This window comes from Sphingomonas sp. DC4900 (assembly GCF_049896485.1).
GTDB classification, from domain to species: domain Bacteria; phylum Pseudomonadota; class Alphaproteobacteria; order Sphingomonadales; family Sphingomonadaceae; genus Sphingomonas; species Sphingomonas aquatilis.
The window spans coordinates 144,813-169,791 of sequence record NZ_JAFCUK010000007.1 but is presented as its reverse complement, the minus strand read 5'-3'; the positions used below and the strand labels follow the sequence as shown (position 1 = coordinate 169,791).

16 protein-coding genes are annotated in these 24,979 nt (G+C 67.4%); 7 read left to right on the top strand and 9 right to left on the bottom strand.

Annotated elements, in window-relative coordinates; translation table 11 throughout:
- Genes ACP690_RS10370 through ACP690_RS10350 form a run of 5 tightly spaced genes read left to right on the top strand, consistent with a single transcriptional unit; the run spans nucleotide 1 to nucleotide 6,870 of the window.
- Complete coding sequence (locus ACP690_RS10370; protein ID WP_426260967.1) at nucleotides 1-969, top strand: alpha/beta hydrolase; 969 nt, start codon at nucleotides 1-3, stop codon at nucleotides 967-969.
- A complete protein-coding gene (rhaM, locus tag ACP690_RS10365; RefSeq protein WP_426260968.1) occupies nucleotides 966-1,283 on the top strand; it encodes an L-rhamnose mutarotase in 318 nt (105 codons plus the stop codon). Before ACP690_RS10370 ends, rhaM begins: the two co-directional genes overlap by 4 nt.
- On the top strand, nucleotides 1,280-4,234 hold the full coding sequence (locus ACP690_RS10360) for a beta-galactosidase (protein WP_426260969.1): 2,955 nt from the start codon (nucleotides 1,280-1,282) through the stop codon (nucleotides 4,232-4,234). Before rhaM ends, ACP690_RS10360 begins: the two co-directional genes overlap by 4 nt.
- Nucleotides 4,235-4,255: 21 nt before the next feature.
- Nucleotides 4,256-5,368: a glycoside hydrolase family 88/105 protein gene (locus tag ACP690_RS10355; RefSeq protein ID WP_426260970.1), complete on the top strand. Its 1,113-nt coding sequence runs from the start codon at nucleotides 4,256-4,258 to the stop codon at nucleotides 5,366-5,368.
- A complete protein-coding gene (locus tag ACP690_RS10350; protein ID WP_426260971.1) occupies nucleotides 5,368-6,870 on the top strand; it encodes an MFS transporter in 1,503 nt (500 codons plus the stop codon). The genes ACP690_RS10355 and ACP690_RS10350 overlap by 1 nt, the downstream gene beginning before the upstream one ends.
- A gap of 19 nt (nucleotides 6,871-6,889) precedes the next feature.
- On the opposite strand, the gene ACP690_RS10345 is transcribed toward ACP690_RS10350, so the two are convergent.
- The gene (locus ACP690_RS10345) at nucleotides 6,890-8,830 is read right to left on the bottom strand and encodes a rhamnogalacturonan lyase (RefSeq protein ID WP_426260972.1); all 1,941 of its coding nucleotides are present in this window, start codon (nucleotides 8,828-8,830) and stop codon (nucleotides 6,890-6,892) included.
- A gap of 209 nt (nucleotides 8,831-9,039) precedes the next feature.
- Here ACP690_RS10345 and ACP690_RS10340 point away from each other — a divergent pair, with 209 nt between their 5' ends.
- Nucleotides 9,040-12,213: a TonB-dependent receptor gene (locus tag ACP690_RS10340; protein ID WP_426260973.1), complete on the top strand. Its 3,174-nt coding sequence runs from the start codon at nucleotides 9,040-9,042 to the stop codon at nucleotides 12,211-12,213.
- Here ACP690_RS10340 and ACP690_RS10335 read toward each other — a convergent pair.
- Both ACP690_RS10335 and ACP690_RS10330 read right to left on the bottom strand, forming a co-directional pair.
- A complete protein-coding gene (locus ACP690_RS10335) occupies nucleotides 12,203-12,910 on the bottom strand; it encodes a DUF6250 domain-containing protein (RefSeq protein ID WP_426260974.1) in 708 nt (235 codons plus the stop codon). The two genes, ACP690_RS10340 and ACP690_RS10335, sit on opposite strands and share 11 nt — an antisense overlap.
- Nucleotides 12,907-15,669, bottom strand: coding sequence for a Tat pathway signal sequence domain protein (locus ACP690_RS10330; protein WP_426260975.1), 2,763 nt, complete (start codon nucleotides 15,667-15,669; stop codon nucleotides 12,907-12,909). Before ACP690_RS10330 ends, ACP690_RS10335 begins: the two co-directional genes overlap by 4 nt.
- A gap of 97 nt (nucleotides 15,670-15,766) precedes the next feature.
- Here ACP690_RS10330 and ACP690_RS10325 point away from each other — a divergent pair, with 97 nt between their 5' ends.
- Nucleotides 15,767-16,828, top strand: coding sequence for a LacI family DNA-binding transcriptional regulator (locus ACP690_RS10325; protein WP_426261073.1), 1,062 nt, complete (start codon nucleotides 15,767-15,769; stop codon nucleotides 16,826-16,828).
- Between the two features lie 8 nt (nucleotides 16,829-16,836).
- Here ACP690_RS10325 and ACP690_RS10320 read toward each other — a convergent pair whose 3' ends face one another.
- From ACP690_RS10320 to ACP690_RS10295, 6 genes are all read right to left on the bottom strand, one after another.
- Complete coding sequence (locus tag ACP690_RS10320) at nucleotides 16,837-17,934, bottom strand: glycoside hydrolase family 68 protein (RefSeq protein ID WP_426260976.1); 1,098 nt, start codon at nucleotides 17,932-17,934, stop codon at nucleotides 16,837-16,839.
- Nucleotides 17,931-19,256 (bottom strand): MFS transporter, encoded by a 1,326-nt coding sequence (locus ACP690_RS10315; RefSeq protein WP_426260977.1) that lies wholly within the window; start codon nucleotides 19,254-19,256, stop codon nucleotides 17,931-17,933. Before ACP690_RS10315 ends, ACP690_RS10320 begins: the two co-directional genes overlap by 4 nt.
- A 97-nt stretch (nucleotides 19,257-19,353) precedes the next feature.
- Complete coding sequence (locus ACP690_RS10310) at nucleotides 19,354-20,601, bottom strand: TolC family outer membrane protein (protein WP_426260978.1); 1,248 nt, start codon at nucleotides 20,599-20,601, stop codon at nucleotides 19,354-19,356.
- Nucleotides 20,594-23,014, bottom strand: coding sequence for an FtsX-like permease family protein (locus tag ACP690_RS10305; protein WP_426260979.1), 2,421 nt, complete (start codon nucleotides 23,012-23,014; stop codon nucleotides 20,594-20,596). Before ACP690_RS10305 ends, ACP690_RS10310 begins: the two co-directional genes overlap by 8 nt.
- A gap of 14 nt (nucleotides 23,015-23,028) precedes the next feature.
- On the bottom strand, nucleotides 23,029-23,706 hold the full coding sequence (locus tag ACP690_RS10300) for an ABC transporter ATP-binding protein (RefSeq protein ID WP_024310477.1): 678 nt from the start codon (nucleotides 23,704-23,706) through the stop codon (nucleotides 23,029-23,031).
- Between the two features lie 11 nt (nucleotides 23,707-23,717).
- Nucleotides 23,718-24,953, bottom strand: a complete 1,236-nt coding sequence (locus ACP690_RS10295) for an efflux RND transporter periplasmic adaptor subunit (protein ID WP_426260980.1) — start codon at nucleotides 24,951-24,953, stop codon at nucleotides 23,718-23,720.
- Between the last annotated feature and the right edge of the window lie 26 nt (nucleotides 24,954-24,979).

The following is a 24,979-nucleotide window of genomic DNA, read 5'->3' as shown; positions in this document are numbered from 1 at the left end:
ATGCCATTGGACCGCCGCACCCTGATCGCCGCCGGCCTGTCGCTCGCCGCGACGCCGCGCGTGGCGCTCGCCGCCCCCGCCGTCAGCCGCTTCCCGATCTGGCCCGCGACGCCGCCGGGCATGCCGACGCCGCCGGTCGCCGACGCATTCGTACTGCGCGCACCCGAGGGCCCGGCCGACAATATTGCCTGGCCGCATGTCGCGACGCCGATGCTGACCGTCTGCCCCGCGACGAAGCCGACCGGCGCGGCGGTGCTGCTGATCCCCGGCGGCGGCTATGCCCGCGTCGCGGTGGGGCGCGAGCCGTCCGCCGTGGCACGCTGGCTTGCGATGCAGGGCGTCACAGCGTTCGACCTGCTCTACCGCCTGCCCCACGACAATTGGGCGGCTGGCCCCGATGCGCCCTTGCAGGACGCCCAGCGCGCGCTGCGGGTGATCCGTTCGCGCGCACGGGAATGGGGCATCGATCCGACCAATATCGCTGCGATGGGCTTTTCGGCGGGCGGGCATCTCGCTGCGCGCCTCGCATCGCAGTCGGCACTCAAGACCTATGCGCCTGTAGACGCGGCGGACAGCCAGCCAACGACGATCAAGACCGTCGGCCTGTTCTTCCCGGTCATCACGATGACCGAAAGCTTCGCCCACGCTCAGTCGAAGCGCGAACTGCTCGGCAAAGCCCCCGACGCAGCGACCGCCGCACGCTACTCCGCCGAGCTGAACCTGTTCGTCGACATGCCGCCGACCTTCCTCGGCCATGCCGCCGACGATCCCGTCGTACCGGTCGCCAACAGCATCGCGATGTTCCAGGCGGTTCATGCCCTCCCCCGCCCGGCCGAACTCCACATCGTCGAAACCGGCGGCCACGGCCCTCGCCTGGTCGGCCCCGACGGCAAGCCCCACCCGTGGCTCGCGCGCTTCGCGACCTTCGCGCACCGCCACGGCCTCAACATTCCCGGAGACGACGCATGAGCCAGCCGATCGCATTCCGCATGATGCTGAAGCCCGGCATGGCGGAGGAATATCGCCGCCGCCACGACGCACTCTGGCCCGACCTTGCCGAGGCGCTGCGCGAGGCGGGAATCTACGATTATTCGATCTTCCTCGATGAAGAGACGAACGCGCTGTTCGCCGTCCTGCGCCTCCACCCCGACGACAAGCGCGACGCCCTGCCTGCTAAGCCGGTGATGCAGCGCTGGTGGGACTATATGGCCGACCTGATGGAGGTGCAGCCGGGCAACCGTCCGGTCGAGGCACCGCTGACGCCGATGTTCCACTTCGCATGAGCCTCACCGCCGCCCTGCTACTGGCCGGTGCCGCTGCGCCGCAGGCCGCGCCCGCGACCGAGGTACCGCGCGTCACCTTCGACAGCCGCTCGCTACGCATCGACGGCAAGCCGACGCTGATCTGGTCGAGCGAATTCCACCCCTTCCGCCTGCCCTCGCCCGATCTGTGGCGCGACATATTGCAGAAGATGAAGGTGAGCGGGTTCAACACGGTCGCCATCTATATCGATTGGGGATTCCACAGCCCGAAAAAGGGCGTCTACGATTTCAGCGGCATTCGCGATATCGACCGGCTGCTGTCCATGGCGCAGGAGGAGGGACTCTACGTCATCACCCGCGCCGGGCCCTATGTGAATGCCGAGCTGTCGCGCGGTGGCTTTCCGGGCTGGCTCGTCAATCAGCCGGGCAAGGCGCGCACCGACGATTCCGAATATCTCGCGGCGGTCGACGAATGGCTCGATCGGATCAACCCGATCATCGCACGCCACCAACTGGAGCGCGGCGGCAGCGTCATCCTGCACCAGATCGAGAACGAACTGGCGCTGACCACGCCCGCGCAGAGCCGCTACATGCAGCATCTGTACGACAAGGCCCGCGCCGACGGCATCACCGTGCCGATGTTCCACAACGACCAGGGCCGCAACGGCTATTGGGTGCCCAAGAGCTCCAACGTGCCGCTGACCGTGCCGGGGCCACAGGAGCTCTACGCGTTCGACGGCTATCCCGGCGGCGTGTGCGGCGTCGACAACAAGCCGACCAAGGGCGCGCCCGCCCCCGACTGGGGTCTCTATGGCCCTGGCGGCGCGAAGGGCGGCGCCAGCGCCTCGCCCAAGACCCCCGGCTTCATCGCCGAGTTCGGCGGCGGCTGGTTCGACTATTGGGGGTCGAACGGCATGTATCCGTGCAACGCGATCCAGCGCGGCAGCGGATACCAGCGCGTCTTCTACGGCACCAACATCGCCAACGGCATCGCGATCCAGAGCATCTATATGGGCTATGGCGGCACCAGCTGGGGATGGCTGCCCGCGCCGGTGGTCTATACCTCCTACGATTACGGATCGGCGATCGACGAGGCGCGCAATCTGCGGCCCAAGGCGCTGGAGCTGAAGCAGATCGGCCAGTTCTTGGCTGCTGTGCCCGACCTCGCCCGGCTGGAGAAGGCCCCGCCGGTCACAGTGACGGGCAGCGAGGCGGTGCAGGTCTATCACGACCGCAATCCCGACAGCGACGCGCGCCTGCTGTTCGTCGCGCCCAAGCCGTCCAACGCGACCGGCGACGCGCGCTTCACCATCACCGCCGACCTGCCCGATGGCCGCTACAGCTTCGCGAGCGAACTGCACGGCCGCGACGCCAAGCTGCTGGTCGCAGGCGTCAATCTCGAACGGCAGCGGCTGGTCTATTCGTCGTCCGAATTGCAGACGACGATCCGTCACGGTGCGGAGGACATCGCACTGTTCTACGGTCGCGCGGGCGAACCCGGCGAAACCGTGCTGCGCTATACGAGCGCGCCCAAGGTCACGGTGATCGACGGGCAGGTTTCCAGTGCCTTCGATGCCGCCAAGGGCGACCTGCGCCTGACCTACACGCACAACGGCCTCGCTCGCGTGCGGATCGAGGGCGGCGGGCGTGCGCCGCTGCTGCTGCTGATCGGCGACGTTGCGGCGGGACAGAGCTTCTTTCGACAGGACGGCCTGCTGGAACGCGGCCCCGCACTCGTCCGCCATGCCACCGTGCGAGGCGCGACGCTCGACCTGACAGGGGATACCGAGACGGCCGCACCGCTGGAGGTCTGGGGGCCCATCCGCTCGGTCCGCTGGAACGGACAGGCGGTGCCCGTCACCCACTCGGTCAGCGGCAGCCTGATCGCCAGACGCCCCCTGCCCGCACCGCAGCCGCTTGCGCTGCCGGACCTGACCGCGGCGACCTGGCGCTATGCCGAGGGTTCACCGGAAGCCCGCCGCGACTTCGACGATTCCGCCTGGGCCACCGCAGGCTCGGCACGCAACGTCGCGACCATCCGCCCGCCGACCGGGCAGCCCAATCTCGGCGCGGACTCCTATGGCTTCCACGACGGCGACGTCTGGTATCGCGGACGCTTCACCGGCTCTGCGGACGCGCAGACTGTGACCGTCCATTACGGAGCGGGCGGGGCCGGCATGCTCCAGCTGTTCCTCGACGGAAAGCTGGTCGGCCAGCATGAACTTGCGGGCGGCCTGCCCCGGCCGATCACCACCGGCGTCGCGGAATTCGCTTTGCCCCCACAGGCACAGGCCCCCGGCGAGCATGTGCTGGCCGCGATGGTGCGGGTGAACGGCCACAACTGGGACCTCGACGTCGACGATGCGCACAAGGAACCGCGCGGGCTGATCTCCGTCTCGCTCGCGCGGCCGGGCGGCGACAGCTTCGCCGTGCCGATCGCATGGAAGATCCAGGGTCGCGTGGGGGGCGAAGACCTGAAGGATGTCGCCCGCGGCCCCAGCAACAACGGCGGCCTGTACGGCGAACGCATGGGCTGGACCCTGCCGGGCTTCCCGGACAGCGCATGGCCGTCACTCAAGCTGGCCGACGCCAAACCCTACACCGGCACCAGCTGGTATCGCACCGCCTTCGATCTGTCCGTGCCCAAGGGCGATGACGCAACGATCGGCGTCCAGATCGGCGATCCCACGACGCCGCGCTCGCCCGGCCGCTACCGCGTGCTGATCTTCGTCAACGGCTGGAACATGGGGCAGTTCGTCGCTAATGTCGGCCCGCAACGCGTCTTCCCGATCCCGGACGGCATCCTACGCCATCGTGGCCGCAACACGCTGGCGCTCGCCGTCACCAGCGACGGCGCGCCCGGCAACGCGATCGAGCCTGTCCGGCTCGTCACCCTCCATCATGCGCGCGGCGGCGTCGCGGTCACTGACGTGGCTGCCCCCGCCTATCGCGACCTCTATCCAACCCCCTGATCCTTACGGAGACCCTTTCCCGTGGCAGCCCTCAATCACGACATTCCCCGCGCCGAGGTGACGGCGCAGATTGCCAAGCTGATCGACAACCTCGTCAACATCAAGGACGAGACCGGCGAGTTCCTGCTCCGCCTGGAGGACGGTCGCGTCATCGACACCAAGGGGTGGAACGACTGGGAATGGACCCACGGCATCGGCCTGTTCGGCCTGTACCGCTATTGGGAGCAGACCGGCGATCAGGCCGCCTGGGACGTGATGCTGAAATGGTTCGAGGATCGCTTCGCCGCGGGCACGCCGACCAAGAACATCAACACCATGTCGCCCTTTCTGACGCTCGCCAACCTGTACGAGCAGACCGGCGACCAGACCTACCTCCCCTATCTCGACATCTGGGCCGAATGGCTGATGGCGGATGACGGCCTGCCCAAGACCGAAGAAGGCGGCTTCCAGCATATCGTCTTCAACGACGAGAACCCGCAGGAGATGTGGGACGACACACTGATGATGAGCGTACTGCCGCTCGCGCGCATCGGCCAGATCCTGGGTCGCCCGCACTATATCGAGGAAGCCAAGCGCCAGTTCCTGATCCACATCAAGTACCTGTTCGATCGCCAGACCGGGCTCTGGTATCACGGCTGGACCTTCGACGGCCGCCACAATTTTGCGGGTGCCTTGTGGGCGCGCGGCAATTGCTGGGTGACGATCGCGATCCCCGAGATCATCGAGATGCTCGATCTTCCGCCGGGCGACGCCTTCCGCACCTTCCTGATCGACACGCTGGCGGCACAGGTGAAGACGCTCGCCGAACATCAGGACGACAGCGGCCTGTGGCACACGCTGATCATCGATCCGACCAGCTATCTGGAGGCGTCGGCGACGGCCGGTTTCGCCTATGGCATCCTGAAGGCCGTGCGGAAGGGCTATCTGCCGCGTCACTACGAAGCGGTCGGGATCAAGGCGATCCGCGCGGTGCTGGCGAATATCGACGAGACCGGCGAGCTGAAGCAGGTCAGCTTCGGCACCGCGATGGGCGACTCGATGCAATTCTACAAAGACATCGCCCTCACCTCGATGCCCTATGGCCAGAGCCTGGCGATCTGTGCGCTCGGCGAATTCCTGCGGACGTACATTTGATGACCCAGACCGCCATCGCCCCCGCCCGTCCGGTCCGCTGGTATAATTTCGCCGCCTATGGATCGAACGACATCCTCGGCGCCGGGTCGATGGCGGTCATCAGCACCTGGGTGCTGTTCTTCTACACCACCTTTTGCGGCCTGTCGGCGGCGCAAGCGACGCTGATCTTCGGCATCGCCCGCGTCCTCGACGCGGTGGCGAGCCCGACCATCGGCTATATCTCCGATCGGTTCGGCGACACCTGGGCGGGGCGCAGGTTCGGGCGACGGCGGGCGTTCATCCTCGCCGCCATCCCGCTCCTACCCTCGTTCGCGATCATGTGGGTGTCGGGCCAGACCTTCTGGTATTATCTCGTCACTTACGTCCTGTTCGAGCTGGTCTATGCGCTCGAGATCATCCCCTACGAAACACTCGCCGCCGAAATGGCGAGCGATTACCGCAGCAAGGCGAAATTCGCCGGCTGGCGGATTATGTGCGGCCAGATTTCCGCGATCCTCGCCGCGATCCTGCCCGGCCGGCTGATCGAGCATCTGGGCAAGGATTCGCCCGACACCTACCTCTATATGGGCATTCTGTTCGCGGTGCTGTTCATGGGCGCCGCGACGCTGCTGTACCTGTTCAGCTGGGAACGCCCGCGTTCGGCGGAAACGGCGGCACTGGCGCGCGAGCGGATGACGCCGACCGCCGCGATCCGCGATCTCTATCGCAACCTGTTCTCGACACTGCGCATCCGCGCCTTCCGCCTGCACCTCGGCATGTATCTCGGCGGCTATATCAGCCAGGATATCTTCAATGCCGCCTTCGCCTATTTCGTCGTCTTCGCATTGGGCGGCACGACGCTGGCGGTGTCGAACCTCGCCGGCCTGACCTATGCGGTCCAGACGGTAGCGGTCCTGCTTGCGATCAATTTCGCGCTGCGGGCGTCGCCCGCGCTCGCCTATCGTATCGCGGGCGTCAGCTTCGCGATCGGCGTGCTGATCTTCCTGGGGCTGTGGTGGAGCGGCCATGGCGCGAGCGGCTGGATCTTCGCGATCCCGGTCGTCTTTGCAGGACTCGGCCGCGGCGCCCTCAACTACATCCCTTGGGCGACCTACAATTTCATGGCAGACGTCGACGAAATCGTCACCGGCCGCCGCCGCGAGGGCGCGTTCGCCGGCGTCATGACCTTCGTACGGAAGATGTCGCAGGCGATCGCGCTGATCGCGGTCGGGCAGATCTTGCAGCTGTCGGGCTTTGTCGCCGGCGCGACCAGCCAGTCGTCAGTCACCGTCCACGCGATCGTCGCGGTGATGATCGGCGGCACGCTCGCCATCCTCGCCTTCGGCCTGTGGGTATCGCTGCGCTTCCGCCTCGATCCTACCACCCATGCCGTGCTGATGGACGAGATCGAACGGCTGCGCGCCGGCGCCACGACGCCCGCCACCCCGCAGAGCGGCGCGATCGTCGAGGACCTGTCGGGCTGGCGCTACGACCAATTGTGGGGCCGCAACCCGGTCCTTTGACCGGGCTGCGCCCATCCCCTCACTCGGGCGTGTCGGACGCCTTGGTCATGCCCAGGTAGAAGCCTGTGTGCGGCGGCTGGTTATACGCCGTGTTCTGCCACGCGATCCCGGCGCGATAGACCGGGTCCTGCAACAGCGTGGTGATCCGGTGCGTCGTCGGCCACGGCGTCGTATAGATGCGCAACTCGCGATTGTCGGCGCTCCGCCACACCACCTCTTCGCGCCAGTCGCCAATCAGATCGGCCTGGAGGGCAGGCGTCGCTTTGGTGCCGTTGTTCGACGCGGCGCCTTGCGCCACGAGCAGCGGCTCGGCCTTGCCCGTTTTCCAGTTCCATTTGGAGATGGTCGTGCCGTCGAGCAGTTCGCGCAGCAGATCGCCGTCCCACCAGATCGCGAAGTTGGTCTGCCTGGGGTGCGGCCCGATCGCCTTGCCATGTACGTCGTAGAGATCGGGCTGGTTCGCCCCCCACATCTCCTCGCCGACATACCGCGGGTCGATATCGGCGCTGAGTCCGCGGCCGGTGTCGGTCTTGGCGGGCTTGGTCCACAGGATCTCGCCGGTTCGCGCATCGAGCAGCGCCGATCCGATCCCGCCGTTGTGCGAAATCTGTTCATGCACCCCGAATTTCTCCAGCCCCGGTCGTGATGGATCGAGGTTGCCGACGTGCATCGTATCGCCATGGTAGAGCGGCTGCGTCCACAGCCCCTTGCCATCGGCGCTGACCGCCATCGATCCGTAGATCACCTCGTCACGCCCGTCGCCGTTGACGTCGGCGATGCTCAACTGGTGATTGCCGCGATCGGCGTAATCCGCGTGGCCCGGCTGGTTCGTGTCGAACAGCCAGCGTTCGGTCAGCTTGCCGTTGCGATAGTCCCATGCGGCGATCGCGGTGCGCGCATAATAGCCGCGGCCGAAGATCATGCTCGGGTGCCGCCCGTCGAGATAGGCGACGCCCGCCAGAAAGCGATCGACGCGGTTGCCGTACGCATCGCCCCACAGCTTCGCCATCTCGGCAAAGCCCGGATCGTTGCGGGGGCCGCGCGGCGGATCATAGGGCGCGGTGGCCAGCGCCTTGCCCGTGCGCCCGTCGAACACGGTCAGATATTCCGGGCCAGTCAGGATACGCCCGGCGAGCTTCGCCACCATCCGCCCGTCGGCAGTGACATGCGCGCCGGTCTTGTCCGCCTGCGGCACCTCTCCGTCATGCTGGCGCCAGTCGGCCTTCGCGTCGCCGATGACGGTGCCCAGGCCATCGACCGTGCCGTCGGCGGTCTTCATCGCCACCTCGGCGCGGCCATCGCCGTCGAAATCCTGCACCAGGAACTGCGTATAATGCGCGCCAGCGCGGATGTTGCGACCCAGGTCGATCCGCCACAGCCGTTTGCCGCTCAGCGTATAGCCGTCGAGGTAGACCGGCCCGGTATAGCCACCCTGGCTGTTGTCATGGCTGTTGGTCGGGTCCCATTTCAGCACCAGATCGGGCTGGCCGTCCCCGTCCAGGTCGCCCATGCCGACGTCGTTCGCCGTATAGCTATACGCCTCGCCGTCCGGCGTCGTGCCGCCCGCAGGGGGATCGAGCGGGATCGACCAATAGCCCTTGGCCCAGACCGGCACCGCCGGCGTCATCGCGCCTGCCGTGCCCGGCGCGATCATCCGCACCGCATAGCGGCTGGCGGGCGTGCCGTCGGGATCGCGGAAGTTGGTCGATTGCGTGACGGGTGCAGAGGTCACCTTGCGTCCGTCGCGATAGACGTCGAACCCGACGCCCTTGGAATCGGACGACAGCGACCGCCAATCGATCAGCACGCCGCCGCCCTCCGCCGGCACCGCGACGACACCGCGATCGAGCCGTTCCGCCTGCCGCGACGGCCCTTCCGCCCCCGCCTGCACGGACGCCGCCACGCCCGTTGCCAGCAAGACCCAGCCCGCGATTCCGCTCCGTAATGCCTGCCGTCCCATCGCATTCCTCTCCAGACGCATAGCGCCGCTTACCCCTGCGCCGCCTCGTGGGTGCGGCCTGCGACAGTGATAGCACCCTTTTTCAAAATTCCAATCTATACGATTGCATTCCACATTGTGGTTAGTTACACAGGCAATCGAGAATGGGGCTCCACCGCCGCCAACCCGCGCAGATCGGGGGCAGGCATGGACGCATGAGGGAGGATGACATGACGGGTTCCACTGCATTCACGGTTTCGCGGTCCGGTGCCCGCGCCATGCTGCGCACCTCGGCATGGAGCGCCCTGGCGTTCGGCCTGATCGCAGGCACGCCCGCGCTGGCACAGACCGCAACCCCGACTGCGCAGGCCCAACCCGAAGCCCCCAAGCAGGACCTCGATGAAAAGGCACCGGGCGACATCGTCGTCGTCGGCACCCGCGCCTCGCTGCAATCGGCGATCCAGCGCAAGCGCAACGCCGGCACCGTCGTCGACTCGATCGTCGCCGACGACATCGCCAGCTTCCCCGACAAGAACGTCGGCGACAGCCTGGCGCGTGTCACTGGTGTGCAGCTGAGCCGCGACTTCGGCGAAGGCACGCAGGTGTCGATCCGCGGCGTCGAACCCGACCTCAACCGCGTCGAAGTCAATGGCGTCAGCCAAGCATCGGCTCTGGGCTCGCGCGCCGGCGACTTCCGCGAACTCGCCACCGAACTGGTCAAGTCGATCGACGTCTACAAGGGCTATCAGGCAAGCCTGACGGAAGGTGGCTTGGGCGGCACCGTGTCGATCGAGACGCGCAAGCCGCTCGAATTGAGGAAGCCGCTGGGAACCGTCGTCTTCTCCGAACAGCACCTTGACCTGACGCAGGACTGGCGTCCGCGCGCCACGGTGATCTTGGGCACCCCGAAGTTCCTGATCGATGGCCTCGGCGTCCTGTTCAACGCAACCTACGACGACAAGTCGACCCGCCAGGATTATGCCAGCAACACTGGCTGGACCCGGCTCGCCGACTTCGATCACTCCGATCAGAAGACCGTCGCCGATCCGCTCTATTCCAACTTCAACACCTATGCGAGCTGCGCAGGCGTCGGCGGCCAAAACGCGTCGAATGCGACAGCGCGGCGGCTGGCATGCGAAACGCAGTTCTTCGATTGGGCGCCCAATGGTCCGCGCTACCGTAACCTCGTCCGCCGCGACAAGCGCCTCTCCGCCGACCTGACGATCCAATATGAAGTGGCACCCAACTTCCGCGTGTTCGGCGAGGCGGTGATCAACAATCGCGACCAGCGGTTGTTCGACACCAACTACGCGCTCGACCTTGGACGCTTTCAGCGCTTCCCCCTCGATGCCCAGCTACCAGCGGGCCTCAACGGTGGCACGTCGCGCCCGCAGGTTCAGCAGAGCAGCGCTACGGTCAACGCCAATCACATCGTGACGAGCTACACCACGGCGGCGAACCCCGTGAATATCGGCAGCGCAACCGCCCCGAATTACAGCGGCTCCAGCAACATCCTTGGCGTCCAGCGCCGCGACTTCCAGTACAATCAGCAGTCACGCTACTATCTCGGCGGATTCGATTGGGACTTCGACCGTATCAAGGTGAAGGGTCTCGTGTCGCACTCGACGGCGGACACCAACGGCCAGACAAACCTGATTTCGCTGTCGACCGGCATTTCGAGTGTCCAGGTCGATACGCGCAACAGCCTCGGCATTCCGGTCTTCACGTATCCGAGCTCGATCAATCCGGCCGATCCCAGCATCTACACCAATTTCACGCGTCCCGGTAACGGGATCGGCACGACGTCGACGGTGCTCGGACCGACCGTCCAATATCGTCCGACATTCTCCGGCAACAGCGAAGACCAGCTGAAGCTCGACGTCGATTGGCTGGTCGAAGCCGGTCCACTGAAGAATATTCAGTATGGCGGCCAGTTCCGCAATCAGGACTATCTGCTTTACAACGGTGGCGGGTCGCGGATTTTGTCGGGGGGCGGGACCAGCGCGCCGGTGTACCAGACCAGCGCCAACGTGTCGTACACGACCAGCATCGTACCGACGGTCACCAATCGCATAACGCCGACCGGCACGATCGGTGGCGGCGGCTACAACGTTCAGCTGACGCAGGCGGAATATGCCGCGCTGTTGACGTCGCTCGGTGCGACCAGCGGCGGCGCGCCGCTGTTCAGCGGATTGAAGGGGGCACCAAGCGGCATTCCTGATCGGATCGCGTTCGCAAACTTCACCCCGCAACTGATCGGTCAGTTGTACGATCTGTCCGGGTTCGATCAGGATCTGCTGTTCCAGTCGGACGGGCTGCCCCAGATCCCACAGGCGAAGATCAACGAGAAGATCGCCTCCGGTTACGTGCAGGCGAACTTCGACACCCGGGTTTTAGGCATGCGCCTGACTGGCAACGCCGGCGCACGCTACACCTACACACGCGATCAGGGCACGGGCACCAATATCGCCCGCGTCACCCGCTTTACGGCGACGGGCGGAACCGAGACCGTCTTCCTCCGCGCCCAGCAATTATCGCTCACGAACAGTTATTTCGATGTCCTCCCGGCGTTCAACGCAGCGCTCGAGATCACGCCTACGCTCGTGTTGCGGGCAAACTGGGCAAAGAATCTAGCGCGGCCGAAGCCGCTCGACCTCGTGCCAAACATCAACTGTCTCGATGACGCGACCGTCGCTGCGGCCGACGACATCTGCACTGCCGGCAATCCCGCGCTCAAGCCCTATCGCGCCGATGCCTGGGAAGCGAACCTCGCTTGGTATCCGAACCGTGACACGCTGGTGAGCATCGGCTATTACAAGAAATACGAAAAGAGCTTCGTCGTACCGAACGTCACGCGCAGCGGTGTCGACCTGTTCGGTGACGGCATCACCTACACCGTGCGCCAGCCGATCAATGGCTTCGGCGCCTTGCTCGACGGTATCGAAGCGAGCGCACAGACCGCGTTCACGTTTCTGCCGGCGCCGTTCGACGGTCTGGGTGCCTCCGGGAATGTCACCTTCGCCCGCGCGATCCGGACCAACCTGACCAATAGCGCGACCGGTCAACCGCTCGACGAATATCCCGGTCTGTCGAAGTGGACGTACAATGCCAGCGTCTTCTACGACAAGGGGTGGCTCAACGCGCGTCTCAGCTATAACTATCGCTCCGACTGGCTGGTCGAGGCGGTCAATAGTGCGAACAGCAACAACCCGATCTATCGTAAGGGCGAAGGCTATCTGGACGGTAAAATCACCTTCCGCTTCCCGCAGTGGCACTACAGCCTGTTTATGGAAATGCAGAATATCAACAAGGAATATTCGCAGAGCTACATCAAGAACATCGGCACTGTAGAAGTCTATTATCCGGGCCAGCGCTTCTTTGCGGGGTTCCAGCTCAAGTTCTGACAAGGCACGGGCCGGACCGCCAGACGATCCGGCCCTTTTCCTGTAGCGGCGAGAACCGCACGTTCCGCACCCGCAAATGGCTGCGGGTGGTGCGCAAGCCGAACCAGCCGCGCGTGTAGGGCGCGGCGTCCTGCATCGTGAACAGTCGCACGCCATCACGCTCTACCGCGATCTCCTGCCCGTTCGCGATCAGGCGGATATGCGTCCTGCGGTTGGGCACCAGCATCGCGGCGGCGTCGCTGCGGTCGTGTTCGGGCAGCAGCGGCCGATCCCCCGTTCGGCCGACATAGCGCCGCATGCGGGTCGTCGTGTTACGGTTGCCGCCGATGCCGACATAATAGGTCTTCAGCGTATCATATTGTGCGAAGGCGCCGTTGCGCGGCCGCGCGAGCACCGATCCGCCGGGCACCGCCGGGTCCTGCGCCATCCAGAACGCATTGACGTCGCTGACCGCATCGTGCGGCCCGCCTGCCTGCACCGCCATCACGTCATAATCGATCGCGACGGGCCCGGTCAGCGGGCGAGCATACCAGAGCGTCACGCCGTCCGCCGCATCGATATCGATCACCCCGCCGCGCCGCAGCGTGACCGTGGCCCCCGGCTCCGCCTCGATCCGCCAGCGCGACAGGGTTTCGCGCGCGCTCGCCGCCGGCGCCGCGACCACCACCGCGGCGAGCAGCAGCGCGCGCACCGTCACAGGCTGCCGCCGTCCATCAGCGGGGCGAGCAGCACCAGATTAGCGGTCGCCGCCAGCCCCCATTGCGCGGCATCGTTGGTCGACACGTCGGCAAGTTCGTCGACCGGCTTCAGCACGGCAGGCGGCAGGATACGTCGCGTCCCCTTGCTCTGGTCGCGCCCCGCGCGATCGCCCGCACCGGTGAATTCCGCCCATGCGCGCCGGGCAAGCGCCGTGTCCTTCGTCGCCACAGCGGCATATGCGGTGAAGCGCGAATGCGCCTGCGTCAGCGCGCGCCCCTTGCCTGGATCGCCGGTCTTCGCGCGGAACGCGGCTTCGGGCGCGTTATAATACGCGCAAAGGTCGATCCACGCCGCGCGATAGGCGGGCACGTCGACCAGTTCGAGCAGCTCGGCCATCGTTTCGAACACGCCGAACACGCCGTTGAGGTGGCTCATGCTAACGGTATCGCCGCCGCCCACGAAGCGGCCGGTGGCAAGGTCGAACGCCGCGCCGCCTGCGAACCACTGCTTGGGCAAAGTCGGGATGGTGCGCATGCCGGCGACGATCCGGTCGCGCCAGCGCGTGTCGCGCGTCCGTTCCCATTCGGTCATCCAGGCGGCGACCAGCGGCCCCCAGATCGTGCCGAACGACATGAACACCTGCCCCGCCGGCAATGGTTTTTCGGAGACGACCGCCCCCGTCCCCACCGTGGCGCCATCGTTGGGCAGATGCGCGCCGACCTTGCGCATGATGTCGACGGTGGCGAGCATCCGGTCGCTGTCGATCAGCGCGTGCATCAGGTCGCCGCAGCGTTCGTCGGCGGCGAGATAATAGAAGATGCGGCGATAGGCGGCGTTGGAAATGCGCGGCTGTTTCGAGCTGTCGCCCCAATGCTGCACGCCGTGACGCGTGCCGAAGCCCTTGAAGCGGCCGGTGTGATAGACGTCGACCTCGCCGGTATGGCGCGTCATCGCCTCTGCCATGCGGAACACGTCGGCGCGGCCGGTGCGCAGATAGGCGTACCAGAGCCACAGGTCGCTCGACAGCTCGCTGTTATCCCAGGCGAAACCGCCGATGTCGTAGCGCCAGACGTGCCGGTCGTCGTCATAGCTGTGCATGACGTCGCCATAATTCCAGAAGCCGTACCAGCGACGCTGCTCGATCTGGCCGATGTAGAAGTCCAGTTCGCGCGCTGCGCGGGTTTCGATGCCGCCGCGCACGCCCGGCCCGGGCGGCGTGGCAGGCCCCCAGATGCCGAAGACATGGGCGTCATGCACCGCGGCATTGGCAGCAACGATGCGCGGCGGGAGGGCGACCTGCGCCGCCATCTGCGCAAGGCGCGTGCGGCTCGGCGTGGCTGGCAGCGCCCACAGTCGGAACTCGCTGGTCCGCGCGATGCCCGACGCATCGCCCCAGCCCGGCTCGTAATCCTCGTAGGTGACGTCGAGCCCCAGATTCTGGTGCGCGTAATCCGCCATGCCCATCGTGCCGTGATAGAAACGCAGGTCCATCGCTGGCGCGTCGGGGGCGTGATACCAAAGCGTGAAGCGCGCCGCGTCACCGTCCGCGCCGGCAACGTCGAGGCCCACCGGGCAGCGCTGCCAGAAATCGTGCATGGCAAAGGCAACGCCGCCGCTTGCCCCGCCGATATAGCCGAGGCCCGCCGCGCGCTGGCCGCCATCCACGTCAACCCAGCCATGGCCCGGTCCGGTCCGTTTGGTGATCGCGAAGCCATCCGCATTCGGCTGGCGCAGGCGGAATTCGCCCCAGGCCGGGATATAGTCGAGCTTGTCGCGCACCGCCGCCGCCATCTGGCCGATCGGCGGTACGGCGCGGCCCTCGGTCTGGGCGGTGCGGAACGCCTTGCCGGGATCGCGACGCAAGCCGGTGAGCGGCCGCACCGCTTCCGCCCACAGGCCGCCATCCTGTCCGGCGAAGCGGATGTGACGATCGTAGAGCGCATCACGCAGCGGCGCCTCACCGGTGACACCCAGTCCCCGGACGAAGCGCCTGGCGGGATCGCCGTCGAAGATCAGGCTATGCACCACCCGCACCGACGCCGAGCCCGCATGGAAGTAGAGCCGCAGTGAGAAGGGCAGCCACCGCTCGCCCTCGCCCTCATGCTGGCCTTCGACGCGCACCACCGCCCGGATCGGCCCGGTCTGTTCGACCACGGCATGCTCGATGCGGCTGGCGTAGCGCAACCGCCGCGGGGCGACCTCGGCATCGTCATCGGACCCGTCCTGTGCCGATGCGGTCAGCGCGACGTTGCGCAGCACCTCGCGACCGCCGCTGGTCGCGCTGCGGATGATCGCCGCGCCGCTGCGGCCGATCGTCCACACCGTGTCGCCGACGACGACCTCGATCGCGTCGCCGCGTTCGGTGACGCGCACTGTCGCGCCAACGCCGCCGGCCTTCCCCGCCTCGACCCGCAGGTCGGCTGCCAGCGCGGCGTCGGCGGGCACCGCATGGCCGGTCCATTTGATCGAGCCATCGGGCCACCATGCCAGCGGCCAGCTCTGTACGGACTGCGTCCCGCCGCCTGCGCGGACGCGATATGCATCGGCCCTCCGCGTGCCGCGCGGCCAGGGCTGCCCCCAGGTCATGCCCTCATGAGCTGCGGGTGGGGCGCCGTCGAGCCAGCCGGCATTGCCCCCGGTCGCGCCTGTCGCCTTCACGACGGTATCGGCGGCGGCGACCGCCTCCGTCCCCATCACGCTTGCCGCGGTCGCGGCCGTCGTCGAAAGCAGGAACGTCCTGCGGCTCCAGTCGGCCATGTCCGGCACCCTCTCAAATATAGGACAGCTTTTCATCATATGATACTATTTGACGGCTGCGGTCAAAGCCATTTCCGGCCGGGCGCTCTGGCGCACGATGCGGTGGCATCTTCATTTCCGCCGCGGCGCGACCTATGCCGTCACCATGACCACGGCTGAGCGCCCGATCCGCACCCTGAAGGACATCGCCCGGCTGGCCGGCGTCAATCCCGGCACGGTATCCCGCGCGCTCGCCAACAGCCCACTCGTCAACGAACAGACGCGCCAGCGCATCGCCGCGATCGCCGCCGAACATGGCTTTCGCCCCAATCTGATGGCGCGCCGGCTGCGCACGCAGCGCACCGGCGTGATCGGCATCGCGGTGCCGCTGGGCCATGAGCGGCGACAGCATCTGTCCGACCCGTTCTTCATGACGCTGCTCGGCCATCTCGCCGACGGCATCACCGCCCGCGGCTATGACGTGCTGCTGTCGCGCGTCGTGCCCGACAGCGACGACTGGCTGGACGATATCGTCCGGTCGGGGACGCTCGACGGCGTGCTGCTGATCGGCCAGTCGGACCAGTTCGCGGTGATCGAAGAGGTCGCGCGCCGCTATCGCCCGCTCGTCGTCTGGGGCAGCACCGTGCCGGGTCAGGCGCATTGCGCGATCGGCGTCGACAATGTCGCGGGCGGCCGACTGGTCGGCGAACGGTTGATCGCGCGCGGCTGTCGCCGGCTCGCCTTCATGGGCGAGGTGCGGACGCTGGAGCTGATCGACCGCCACCGCGGCCTGTGCATCGCCGCGGAGGCCGCCGGCCTGCCGCCGCCGTTGCAGCTCGACACGCACCTCGCCTCCGACATCATGGCCGCGGAAATCGCCGCGAATCTCGACCGCGCGGGCGATGCGATCGACGGCATCGCCGCCGCCTCCGACGTGATCGCGATGCAGACGATCGCGGTGCTCGATCGGCGCGGGACCGCCGTGCCGCAGCGGATCGCCGTCACCGGCTTCGACGATCTGCCCTTCGCCGCGCAGGCGCGCATCGGGCTGACGACGGTGCGGCAGGATCTGACGCGCGGGGCCGAGGCGATGGTCGATGCGCTGTTCGCGCGGATCGCGGGCGAGGATCGCCCGTCGCTGGTGATGGAGCCGGTACTGGTCGCGCGCGACAGCGCCTGAAGCGCGGATCAGGCGATCCGCGCGCTATCGCCCTTCAGTTCCAATCGAAAGAACGGCGCAGCGGTCCCGCCGAAATGCGCCCGGCGGAAGGCGGCGTCGCTGCCGCGCGGCACACCGTCGAGACCCCAATAATCGACGAAGCTGATGACATCCCCCTCGCCCGTCACCCACCAGCAATAGGCCTGTGTCGGTTCCTCGACCGGATTGGCGGCGACGAGGCCGCTGCCGTTGAGCGGGCGCCATGGGCCGGACAGGCGATCGGCCACCATGCCGTACAGGCCGGTCGGCGCGCCGATGCCGGGGGCGAAGCGCTTCGCCTGCGTCGACCAGAACAGATAATACAGGCCGTCGCGCACGACGATATGCGGGCGTTCCAGCTCGTTGTTGACGCCGGTCGCGTCCACGAGCGGCGCCTCGATCGCCCAGCGGAGGCCGTCGCGGGTGGCGAGGCCGACGACGCCGTCATGGACGTCGGTTGCGCCCGCCGCAGAGCCCGTGAACAGCAGGTGTTCGCGCCCCGTCGCGGGGTCGACGAAATAGCCCGGGTCGCGGAATCCCTTGATCCGGTCGTCGATCGCGGCGTCCTGTTCGGCCGGCGCATACCAATGGCCGTCGGCACGCACCGTCTCGACCGGCGCGCTCCAGTCGGTGACGCGGCCGTCGACCAGCCGGCCGGTGGTTTCGAACAAACGCTGCGTGAAGCGCGGGCCGCCGCCGCGCACGCCCGCCGCAGTGAAGTGCATCGTCAGCGTCACGTCGTCATCGGCGAGCCAGGCGCTGCCCGACCATTCGCGCGTGCCCGGCGTGAAGCCATCGGGAAAGGCATCGCCGTGATCGCGCCAGCCGTCCGCGCCGACGCTGTACAGGCGGATACGCGCGACATCGTGCCGCGCCTCGGGATCGGGCGCCTGCGGCACGGCGAGGAAGAACCAATAGTGCCGTCCGTCGATCGTCGCGGTCGTGCCGTCGCGACGCGCGATCGGCCACATGTCCCACAGGTCGCGGGTGGGATCGATCGCCACCACGTCTTTCGCCAGGATCGCCGGCAGCCGCGCTGCCGCGTCCGCCACCGCCAATACGGCATCCTCGCGCCGCCACACGCTCATGCCCGCGCCTCCGCCGCGGGGCGCTCGCGGACCCAGACGACCGCCGCCGCCGCGCAGACCATCAGCACGCCGCACAAGGTCAGCACGTTGCGCGGATCGCCGCCCAGCCACGGGCCGTAGATCAGCGGCATCGTCGCCGAGAAGATCAGCATCGGAATGACGATCATCATGTTGAAAATGCCCATGTACACGCCCGTCCGTTCGGGCGGGATCGCGCCGGCGAGGATCACGTAGGGATTGCCCATCATGCTCGCCCAGCCGATGCCGATGCCGATCGCCGGCACGAACAGCATCGCTGCGGTGGTGACATGCGGCAGCGCGATCATCCCCGCGCCCGCCAGCACCAGGCAGACGCCATGCAGCCGTGCCGCACCGATCTGGCGGGCGAGCGGCACCATCGCAAAAGCCGCGAGACAGGCGATGCCGTTATACCAGGCCGCCATCACGCCATTGGTCAGCACCGCGGAATGGAAGCCGCTGGAGGTCGCGTCGGCAGTGCCATACACCGAGCGGCCGATCGCGTAGATGACATAGGCCCAATAGGCCATCATCGCATACCATTGGAACAGGCTCATCAGCGCGAGCTTGCGCATCGCCAGCGGCATCTGGACGATCGCCGTGCCGATCTCGCGCAGCGCCGCCCCCAGCCCCTTGGGCGCCGCCGCGATCCGCGCGCGCTCGGCGAGCGACAGCGGCAGTTCGGGCACGCGCCGCACCGAATAGACGATCGTCGTCAGCGACAGCACCGCGCCGACCATGAAGGCGATGCGCGCGGTATAGGGGATGTTGTGCGCGTCGACCCAATCCTGGTTCATCCCCGCCCACACCAGCAGCGACGGCGTCAGGAAGGCGAGCATCTGCGCAAGGCCGGTGAACGCCGATTGCGTCAGGAAGCCGATCTGATGCTGGCTGGGATCGAGCCGATCGGAGACATAAGCGCGATACGGCTCCATCGTGATATTGTTGCCGGCATCCAGGATCCACAGCAGCGACACCGCCATCAGGATCGAACTGCTCAGCGGCATGCAGAACAGCCCGATCGCGCACATCAGCGCACCGACCAGGAAATAGGGCGTCCGCCGGCCCCAGCGCGTATCCGTCCGGTCGCTCAGCGCGCCGATCAGCGGCTGAACCAGCAACCCCGTCATCGGCCCCGCCAGTTGCAGCAGCGGCAGCGACGCCTCCGACGCGCCGAGATAGCTGTAGATCGGCGCCATATTGCCCTGTTGCAGCCCGAAGCTGAATTGCAGCCCCAGGAACCCCAGGTTCATCTCGAGGATACGCGGCACCGACAGTCGCGGCTTCATCTCCGGCATACGCATGGCGCCTCTCCCTGACGGACGCCATCGTCGCAGCGTCATCGGGTCAGCGATAGCGGTTTGCACCGATCAATACAACAATCGATTGCATGCGTTGTAATCAGCCATAAGCGCTGCCATCCAGCCGTCCCATCGCGCGCAGCAGCGCCGCCTGTGCCACCAGCACATCCGCCCGCGCCGACGCGACCGCCAGCTGCGCGCTGCGATAACTCTGGTCGGCGACGAGAATGTCGATCGTCGTGCGCAGGCCGACGGCATATTCGGCACGCACGCCCTTCAGCGCGAGATCGGCGGCGGCAAGACCATCGACGTTTGCGCGCAGCCGTGCCTGCGCCGCAGTCAGCGTCGCCCAGGCGGCATCGACGCTGCGGACGGTTTCGCGCTGCGTCGCGTCGGCCTGAAAGCGTTCGGCGCGGTTGGTCGCCTGGGCCTGGCGGATGCGCGAGGGCACGAGGCCGCCGGTCAACAACGGTATGCGCAGGCTGAGCCCGGCGGAGGCGGCGGCGTCATACCCCCGCGTCCGGCCATCGCCGACGATCAGGCCGCGGCCGTAACCGCCCGTCAGGTCCAGCGATGGCGCGCCCTCGGCGCGAGCCGCATCGATCCGCGCGGCGGACCCTGCGACGACGCGGCGTTGCTGGAGAAGCAGAGGGTTCGACGCCTCGGCCGCCGCGCGTGCCTGGCCACGATCGACGGGTAGCGCGGCGGGCGGCGGCACGTCGGCCACCAAAGCACCGGCATCCTGCCCCACCGCGGCGCGATAGGCGGCGGCGGCGGTGGCGAGCGCGCCTTCCGCATCGGCGAGATTGGCGACGACGGTCGCGCGCTGCGCCTCCAACTGCGCGACGTCGGTGCGCGTCCCCTGCCCCAGGTTGAACCGCGAGCGCGCCTCCTCCACCTGCCGGTCGAGCCGTTCGATGCCGACGCGCGCCACCTCGACCGCCTGCTGATTGTAGAGCAGGTCGGCGTAGGCGAGCACAACGCCCTGCAGGATCGCCGCCTCGGTATCGCGCAGCCCCTCCGCGCCCGCGGCGACATCCTCGCGCGCCGCCCGGACCGCCGCGCGCACCCGCCCGCCGGTCCAGATCGGCAGGTCGGCTGCGACCGACGCATTGCCGGCACTGCCATAGCCGAGCCGGTCGTACCCCGCGCCACCACTTGCGGACAGCGTCGGCCTTCCGAGCGCCCGCGCCTGCGCAGGCGTCTCCGCCAGCGCCTCCTGCCGCGCCCGCGCCGCGGCGAGCTGCGGGTTGGTGGCATAGGCCGCCGCGATCGCCTCGCGCAGCGTCTCGGCAGAGGCCGGCGCTGCGCTCAGCAGCAGCGCGATGGCGGCGAGGCGCTTAGTCATGGCGCAACGCCCAGGCCGGCGCTGCCCGGCTCGCCTTCAACGCTTGCCCCAGCACGGTCAGCACGGCGATCACGACGGCGAGCAAGGTCGCGCCAAGGAAGAACAGCGGCGACAGGCTGATCCGATCCACGAACCCTGCCAGCCACGTCCGCATCGCGAAGAAGGCGATCGGCCAGGCGACGAGATTGGCGATCAGCACCGGCCGCAGGAACTGCCCGACCAGCAGCTTCACGATATCACCCGACGACGCGCCCAGCGTCTTGCGGATGCCGATCTCCTTGATCCGCCGCGCGGTGTTGAACGAGGCAAGCCCCCACAGACCGACGCAACCGATTACCACCGCGAGCCCTGCGCCGATCGCGAACAGCCGCGTCGCCTGCTCGTCGGCCTTGTAGAAGTCATCGAGCCGGTCATCCGCGCTCTTGCCGCCGAACGGCACCTGCGGCGCCATCCGCTGCCAGATCGCCTTCACCTCCGCCAGCGCCGCCCGCGGATCGCCCTTCACCCGCACGCTCGCGACGGTCACGAACGACGGCGCCTTGGTCGTGTAGTAATAATAGGTCGCCACGGTCGGCGTGCGGGGCGATCGGAAGCGCATATCGGGAACGACCCCGATGATCGTACGCGGACGGTCGCCGCCGACCGTCTTCCCGATGGCTTCATCCGCCGAACGGAAACCCAGCGTACCGACGGCCTTCATCGTGATGATGATGTTCTTGGCCGCTCCGGCTGGTCGCTGACTGTTGTCGTCCATACGATGCGCGTTGTCGAACAGCCGCCCCGCCACCGCGCCGACGCCATGCGCCTTGAAGAAATCGGGGCCGACATCGACCCAGTTGAGCATCGGGCCGTCTCCCGGCCGCCCCGGGATCGGAACGTTGTCGCTGCTCATGCTGCCGCTGCCGCCCACGGCGAAGTTGGAGAGGCCGACCGCCTTGACCATCGGCAGCGCGCGGATCGCGGCGACGATGGCGTTGGCCTGGCCCGGACTGATCTGCGCACTCGACAGCGACGGGATCACCAGCAGGCCGTCGCGCCGGAACCCGATATCGGCAGTCCGCACATAGCGCGTCTGCGCGACGAGCACCGCGGTGCCGATCATGAACGCGATGGCGAGGCCGAACTGAAAGACGACCAGCGCCTCGCGCGTCCGCGTCCCCGCCCGGCCGCCGCCCGGCGCTCGTGACGACGCCAGCACCGCAGCTGCCGGAAAGCGTGCCAGCATCACCGCAGGGTAGAAGCCCGCCGCGATCCCGGTGACGATCGCCAGCACGACCAGCGCCGGCACCACGATCTGATAGGGAATCGTCAACGACAGGCCGCCCGCCGCATTGACCAATGGCAGGCCTAGCTCGGCCAGGATCAAACCGCCCAGTGCCGCCACCACGACGGTCAGCACGGCTTCGCCCAGGAACTGGCGAACGAGCGCGCTGCGACTGCCGCCCAGCACCTTACGCATCGCGACCTCCCGCGCGCGCAGCCCCGCGCGCGCCGTGGCGAGATTGACGTAATTGACCAGCGCGATCAGCAACGTCAGCACGCCGACGATGCCCAGCGTCACCACCGTCTGGCGCTGCCCGTCGCCGATATCGTTGGTCAGATGCACCTTGGTCAGCGGATACATCGCAAGGCCTATCGATTCCGACGGCTTCGGCCCCATGTCCCGCACGCCATGCCGCTCGACGAACGCAGGCATCTTTTGTTCGAACGCCTGCGCCGCCGCCGACGTATCGAAGCGGAGGTAGGTCGACAGCGACGTGCTGCCCCAGTGCGTCCATTGCTCGGGACGCCCCGTCTTCGGCAATTGGACCAGCATCGTGAATTGCCGTTCGGTCGCCGCGGGAAGGTCGTGGAAGATGCCCTTGACCTGATATTGCTTTGGCGTGCCGCGACCGGTGGCGATCGTCATCATCTGACCGACGGGGTCGGTGGTCCCGAAATATTTGCGTGCCAGGCTTTCGCTGATGAGCAAGCCGGTCGGCGAGGCGATACCCTGCCGCCCGTCCCCCTCGACCATCGGAATGTCGAAGACGTCGAAGAAGGAGGGATCGACCTGCGCCACGTCCTCAGGCGTCGCGACGCCGTTGCGCAGCACGCTGCCGCCATTCTTGCCGCCGTCGAAGCGGGTGCCAACGACTTCTGGGAAATCGCCCTTCAACTCGTCGAGCAGCCCACCCATCGTCTCGGGCGTCGGGCCGTTATATTCGCTGCCCTTCATGTTCCAGACGGTTTCGACCAGATAGATCTTGTCATGGTTCGGCAGCCACTTCTCGAAGCTCGTCTCGAACCGGACGTAGAGGCCCAGCACCAGGAACACGGCGATGCCCACGGCAAGGCCCCCAATGTTGAGTGCGGCATACAGCTTGTGCCGGGTCAGCGAGCGGTACAGCGACAAAAGCGCGAAGCGGTTCATGGCGTCCCCTCCCCTCAGATCGCGCGCATGGCGCTGGCGACGATGCGACCGTCGAGCATGTCGATGCGGCGCTTCGCCATGTCGGCGTGACTCGGCGAGTGCGTCACCATCACGATCGTCGCGCCCTCGGCATTCAGCGCGGACAGGATGCCCATCACCTGTTCGCCGTTGGCGGTATCGAGGTTGCCGGTCGGTTCGTCCGCCAGGATCAGCTTGGGATCGCCGACGATTGCGCGGGCAATGGCGGCGCGCTGCTGCTGGCCGCCCGACAATTGGTGCGGGAAGTGGCGCGCACGGTGGGCGATGCCGACCTTGTCCATCGCCGCGGCGACGCGCGCCTTACGGTCGCCTGCGTCCTTCCGATAGGCGAGGCCGAGCGCGATATTCTCCTCGATCGTCAGCTCGTCGATCAGGTTGAAGCTCTGGAACACGAAGCCGAGGGTCGAGCCGCGGAACTTCGCCAGCTCCGCCTCGTCCAGCGCGGCAAGGTCGCGATCGCCGAACAGGTAGCGGCCGCCCGTCGGCCGATCGACCGTGCCCAAGGTGTTGAGCAACGTTGACTTGCCGCAGCCCGACGGCCCCATGATGGCGAGAAACTCCCCCGCTGCGACGTGCAGATCGATGTCGGCGAGCGCGGTGGTTTCCACCTCGTCGGAGACGTAGCGGCGCTGGATATTTTCGAGACGGATCACGAAGGGCCCTTTCAACGGATGTTGAGGATGTCGCCCTTCACGGACGACGTGTTGCTGGTGACGATGCGTTCGCCGGGTTGCAGGCCGGACAGGATCTCCACCTGTTCGGGGTTGCGGCGGCCGGTCTTGATGGTGCGACGGCGGGCATGGCGGCCATCGGCGTCGAGCACGAAGGCGGACGAGCCGCCACCCGATTCCAGCCAACCGCCGACCGGCGCGACCAGTGCGGGTGCGGTGCTGCCGAGCGTGATGCGCGTGTCGATCGTCTGGCCGCGGTTCAGGCTGGCCGTCGGCGCGCGGTCGAACGTCAGCTCGACGCGGAAGCGCCCGTCCTTCACCGCGGGCAGCACCTTCGACACGGTCAGCGCCATGCCGTTCGCGGTGGCGCGCTGACCGACCGCGACGCGGCCGAGATAATATTCGTCGACATCCGCCTCTAGCTTCCACGACCCTTCGCTGTCGACCTGTCCCGCAGGGTCGCCGGGCTTCAGCGTCTGCCCGGGCTGCAGCGTGAAGTTGGTCAGCCGCCCGCCCGCCGGTGCGCGGATCGTCAGCGCGTCGAGCCCAGAGCGGACCGCGGCAAGGTTGCGCTCCAGCCGCGTGCGCGTGTCGTCGAGCCGTGCGCCCTGCGTCGTGGTGATCCGCGCCTCCGCGGCGCCGCCTGATTGCAGCTGCGCCAGCCGCTTTTCCTGATAGGCCGCTTCTTCGGCATAGCTCTTCACGCCGGCATCGGAGACGAAGCCCTTGTCGTGCAGCTGCTGGCGGATGCCGAGGTCGCGGCGCGCCTTGATGAGGTCGTAGTTCGCCTGTGCGATCTGTCCGGCACGATCGAGGCGATTGCGAGCGATGCCGAGGTTCTCGCCGGCGAGGCCGCCCAGCTGGCTGGCGATCTGCGCCTCGCGGGTCAGCACGTCGAGCTTCAGCGTCGGGTTGGCGAGGGTCGCGAGCGGCTGTCCCTCCGCCACCATCGTGCCGTCCTGGACCAGCAGTTTCTCGACTTGCCCGCCCGACAGCACGCCGACCAGCGTGGTGACGCGCGGTGCCACGGTCGCCCGGACGGGCAGGTAATCGGCGAAGGGCGCGCGCTCGACCGTGCCAGTGTCGATGTCCGTGGCGGCGACGTCGGTCGATCCGCTCACCGGCATGATCCGCCACAGCGCGATCGCAGCGATCAGCGCGAGGCAGACGGCAATCGCGCCGCGGCGGCGCCACCAAGGGCGTGCGGGTCGATCGACGCGGCGGTCCATGGCGGCGCCCGGCGACATACCGGGGG

Excerpts from the sequence above, each read along its gene's own strand:
- ACP690_RS10370 (WP_426260967.1), top strand. The coding sequence starts at position 1 with ATGCCATTGGACCGCCGCACCCTGATCGCCGCCGGCCTGTCGCTCGCC.
- rhaM (WP_426260968.1), top strand. The coding sequence starts at position 966 with ATGAGCCAGCCGATCGCATTCCGCATGATGCTGAAGCCCGGCATGGCG.
- ACP690_RS10360 (WP_426260969.1), top strand. The coding sequence starts at position 1,280 with ATGAGCCTCACCGCCGCCCTGCTACTGGCCGGTGCCGCTGCGCCGCAG.
- ACP690_RS10350 (WP_426260971.1), top strand. The coding sequence starts at position 5,368 with ATGACCCAGACCGCCATCGCCCCCGCCCGTCCGGTCCGCTGGTATAAT.
- ACP690_RS10345 (WP_426260972.1), bottom strand. The coding sequence starts at position 8,830 with ATGGGACGGCAGGCATTACGGAGCGGAATCGCGGGCTGGGTCTTGCTG.
- ACP690_RS10340 (WP_426260973.1), top strand. The coding sequence starts at position 9,040 with ATGACGGGTTCCACTGCATTCACGGTTTCGCGGTCCGGTGCCCGCGCC.
- ACP690_RS10330 (WP_426260975.1), bottom strand. The coding sequence starts at position 15,669 with ATGGCCGACTGGAGCCGCAGGACGTTCCTGCTTTCGACGACGGCCGCG.
- ACP690_RS10325 (WP_426261073.1), top strand. The coding sequence starts at position 15,767 with ATGCGGTGGCATCTTCATTTCCGCCGCGGCGCGACCTATGCCGTCACC.
- ACP690_RS10320 (WP_426260976.1), bottom strand. The coding sequence starts at position 17,934 with ATGAGCGTGTGGCGGCGCGAGGATGCCGTATTGGCGGTGGCGGACGCG.
- ACP690_RS10315 (WP_426260977.1), bottom strand. The coding sequence starts at position 19,256 with ATGCGTATGCCGGAGATGAAGCCGCGACTGTCGGTGCCGCGTATCCTC.
- ACP690_RS10310 (WP_426260978.1), bottom strand. The coding sequence starts at position 20,601 with ATGACTAAGCGCCTCGCCGCCATCGCGCTGCTGCTGAGCGCAGCGCCG.
- ACP690_RS10305 (WP_426260979.1), bottom strand. The coding sequence starts at position 23,014 with ATGAACCGCTTCGCGCTTTTGTCGCTGTACCGCTCGCTGACCCGGCAC.
- ACP690_RS10295 (WP_426260980.1), bottom strand. The coding sequence starts at position 24,953 with ATGGACCGCCGCGTCGATCGACCCGCACGCCCTTGGTGGCGCCGCCGC.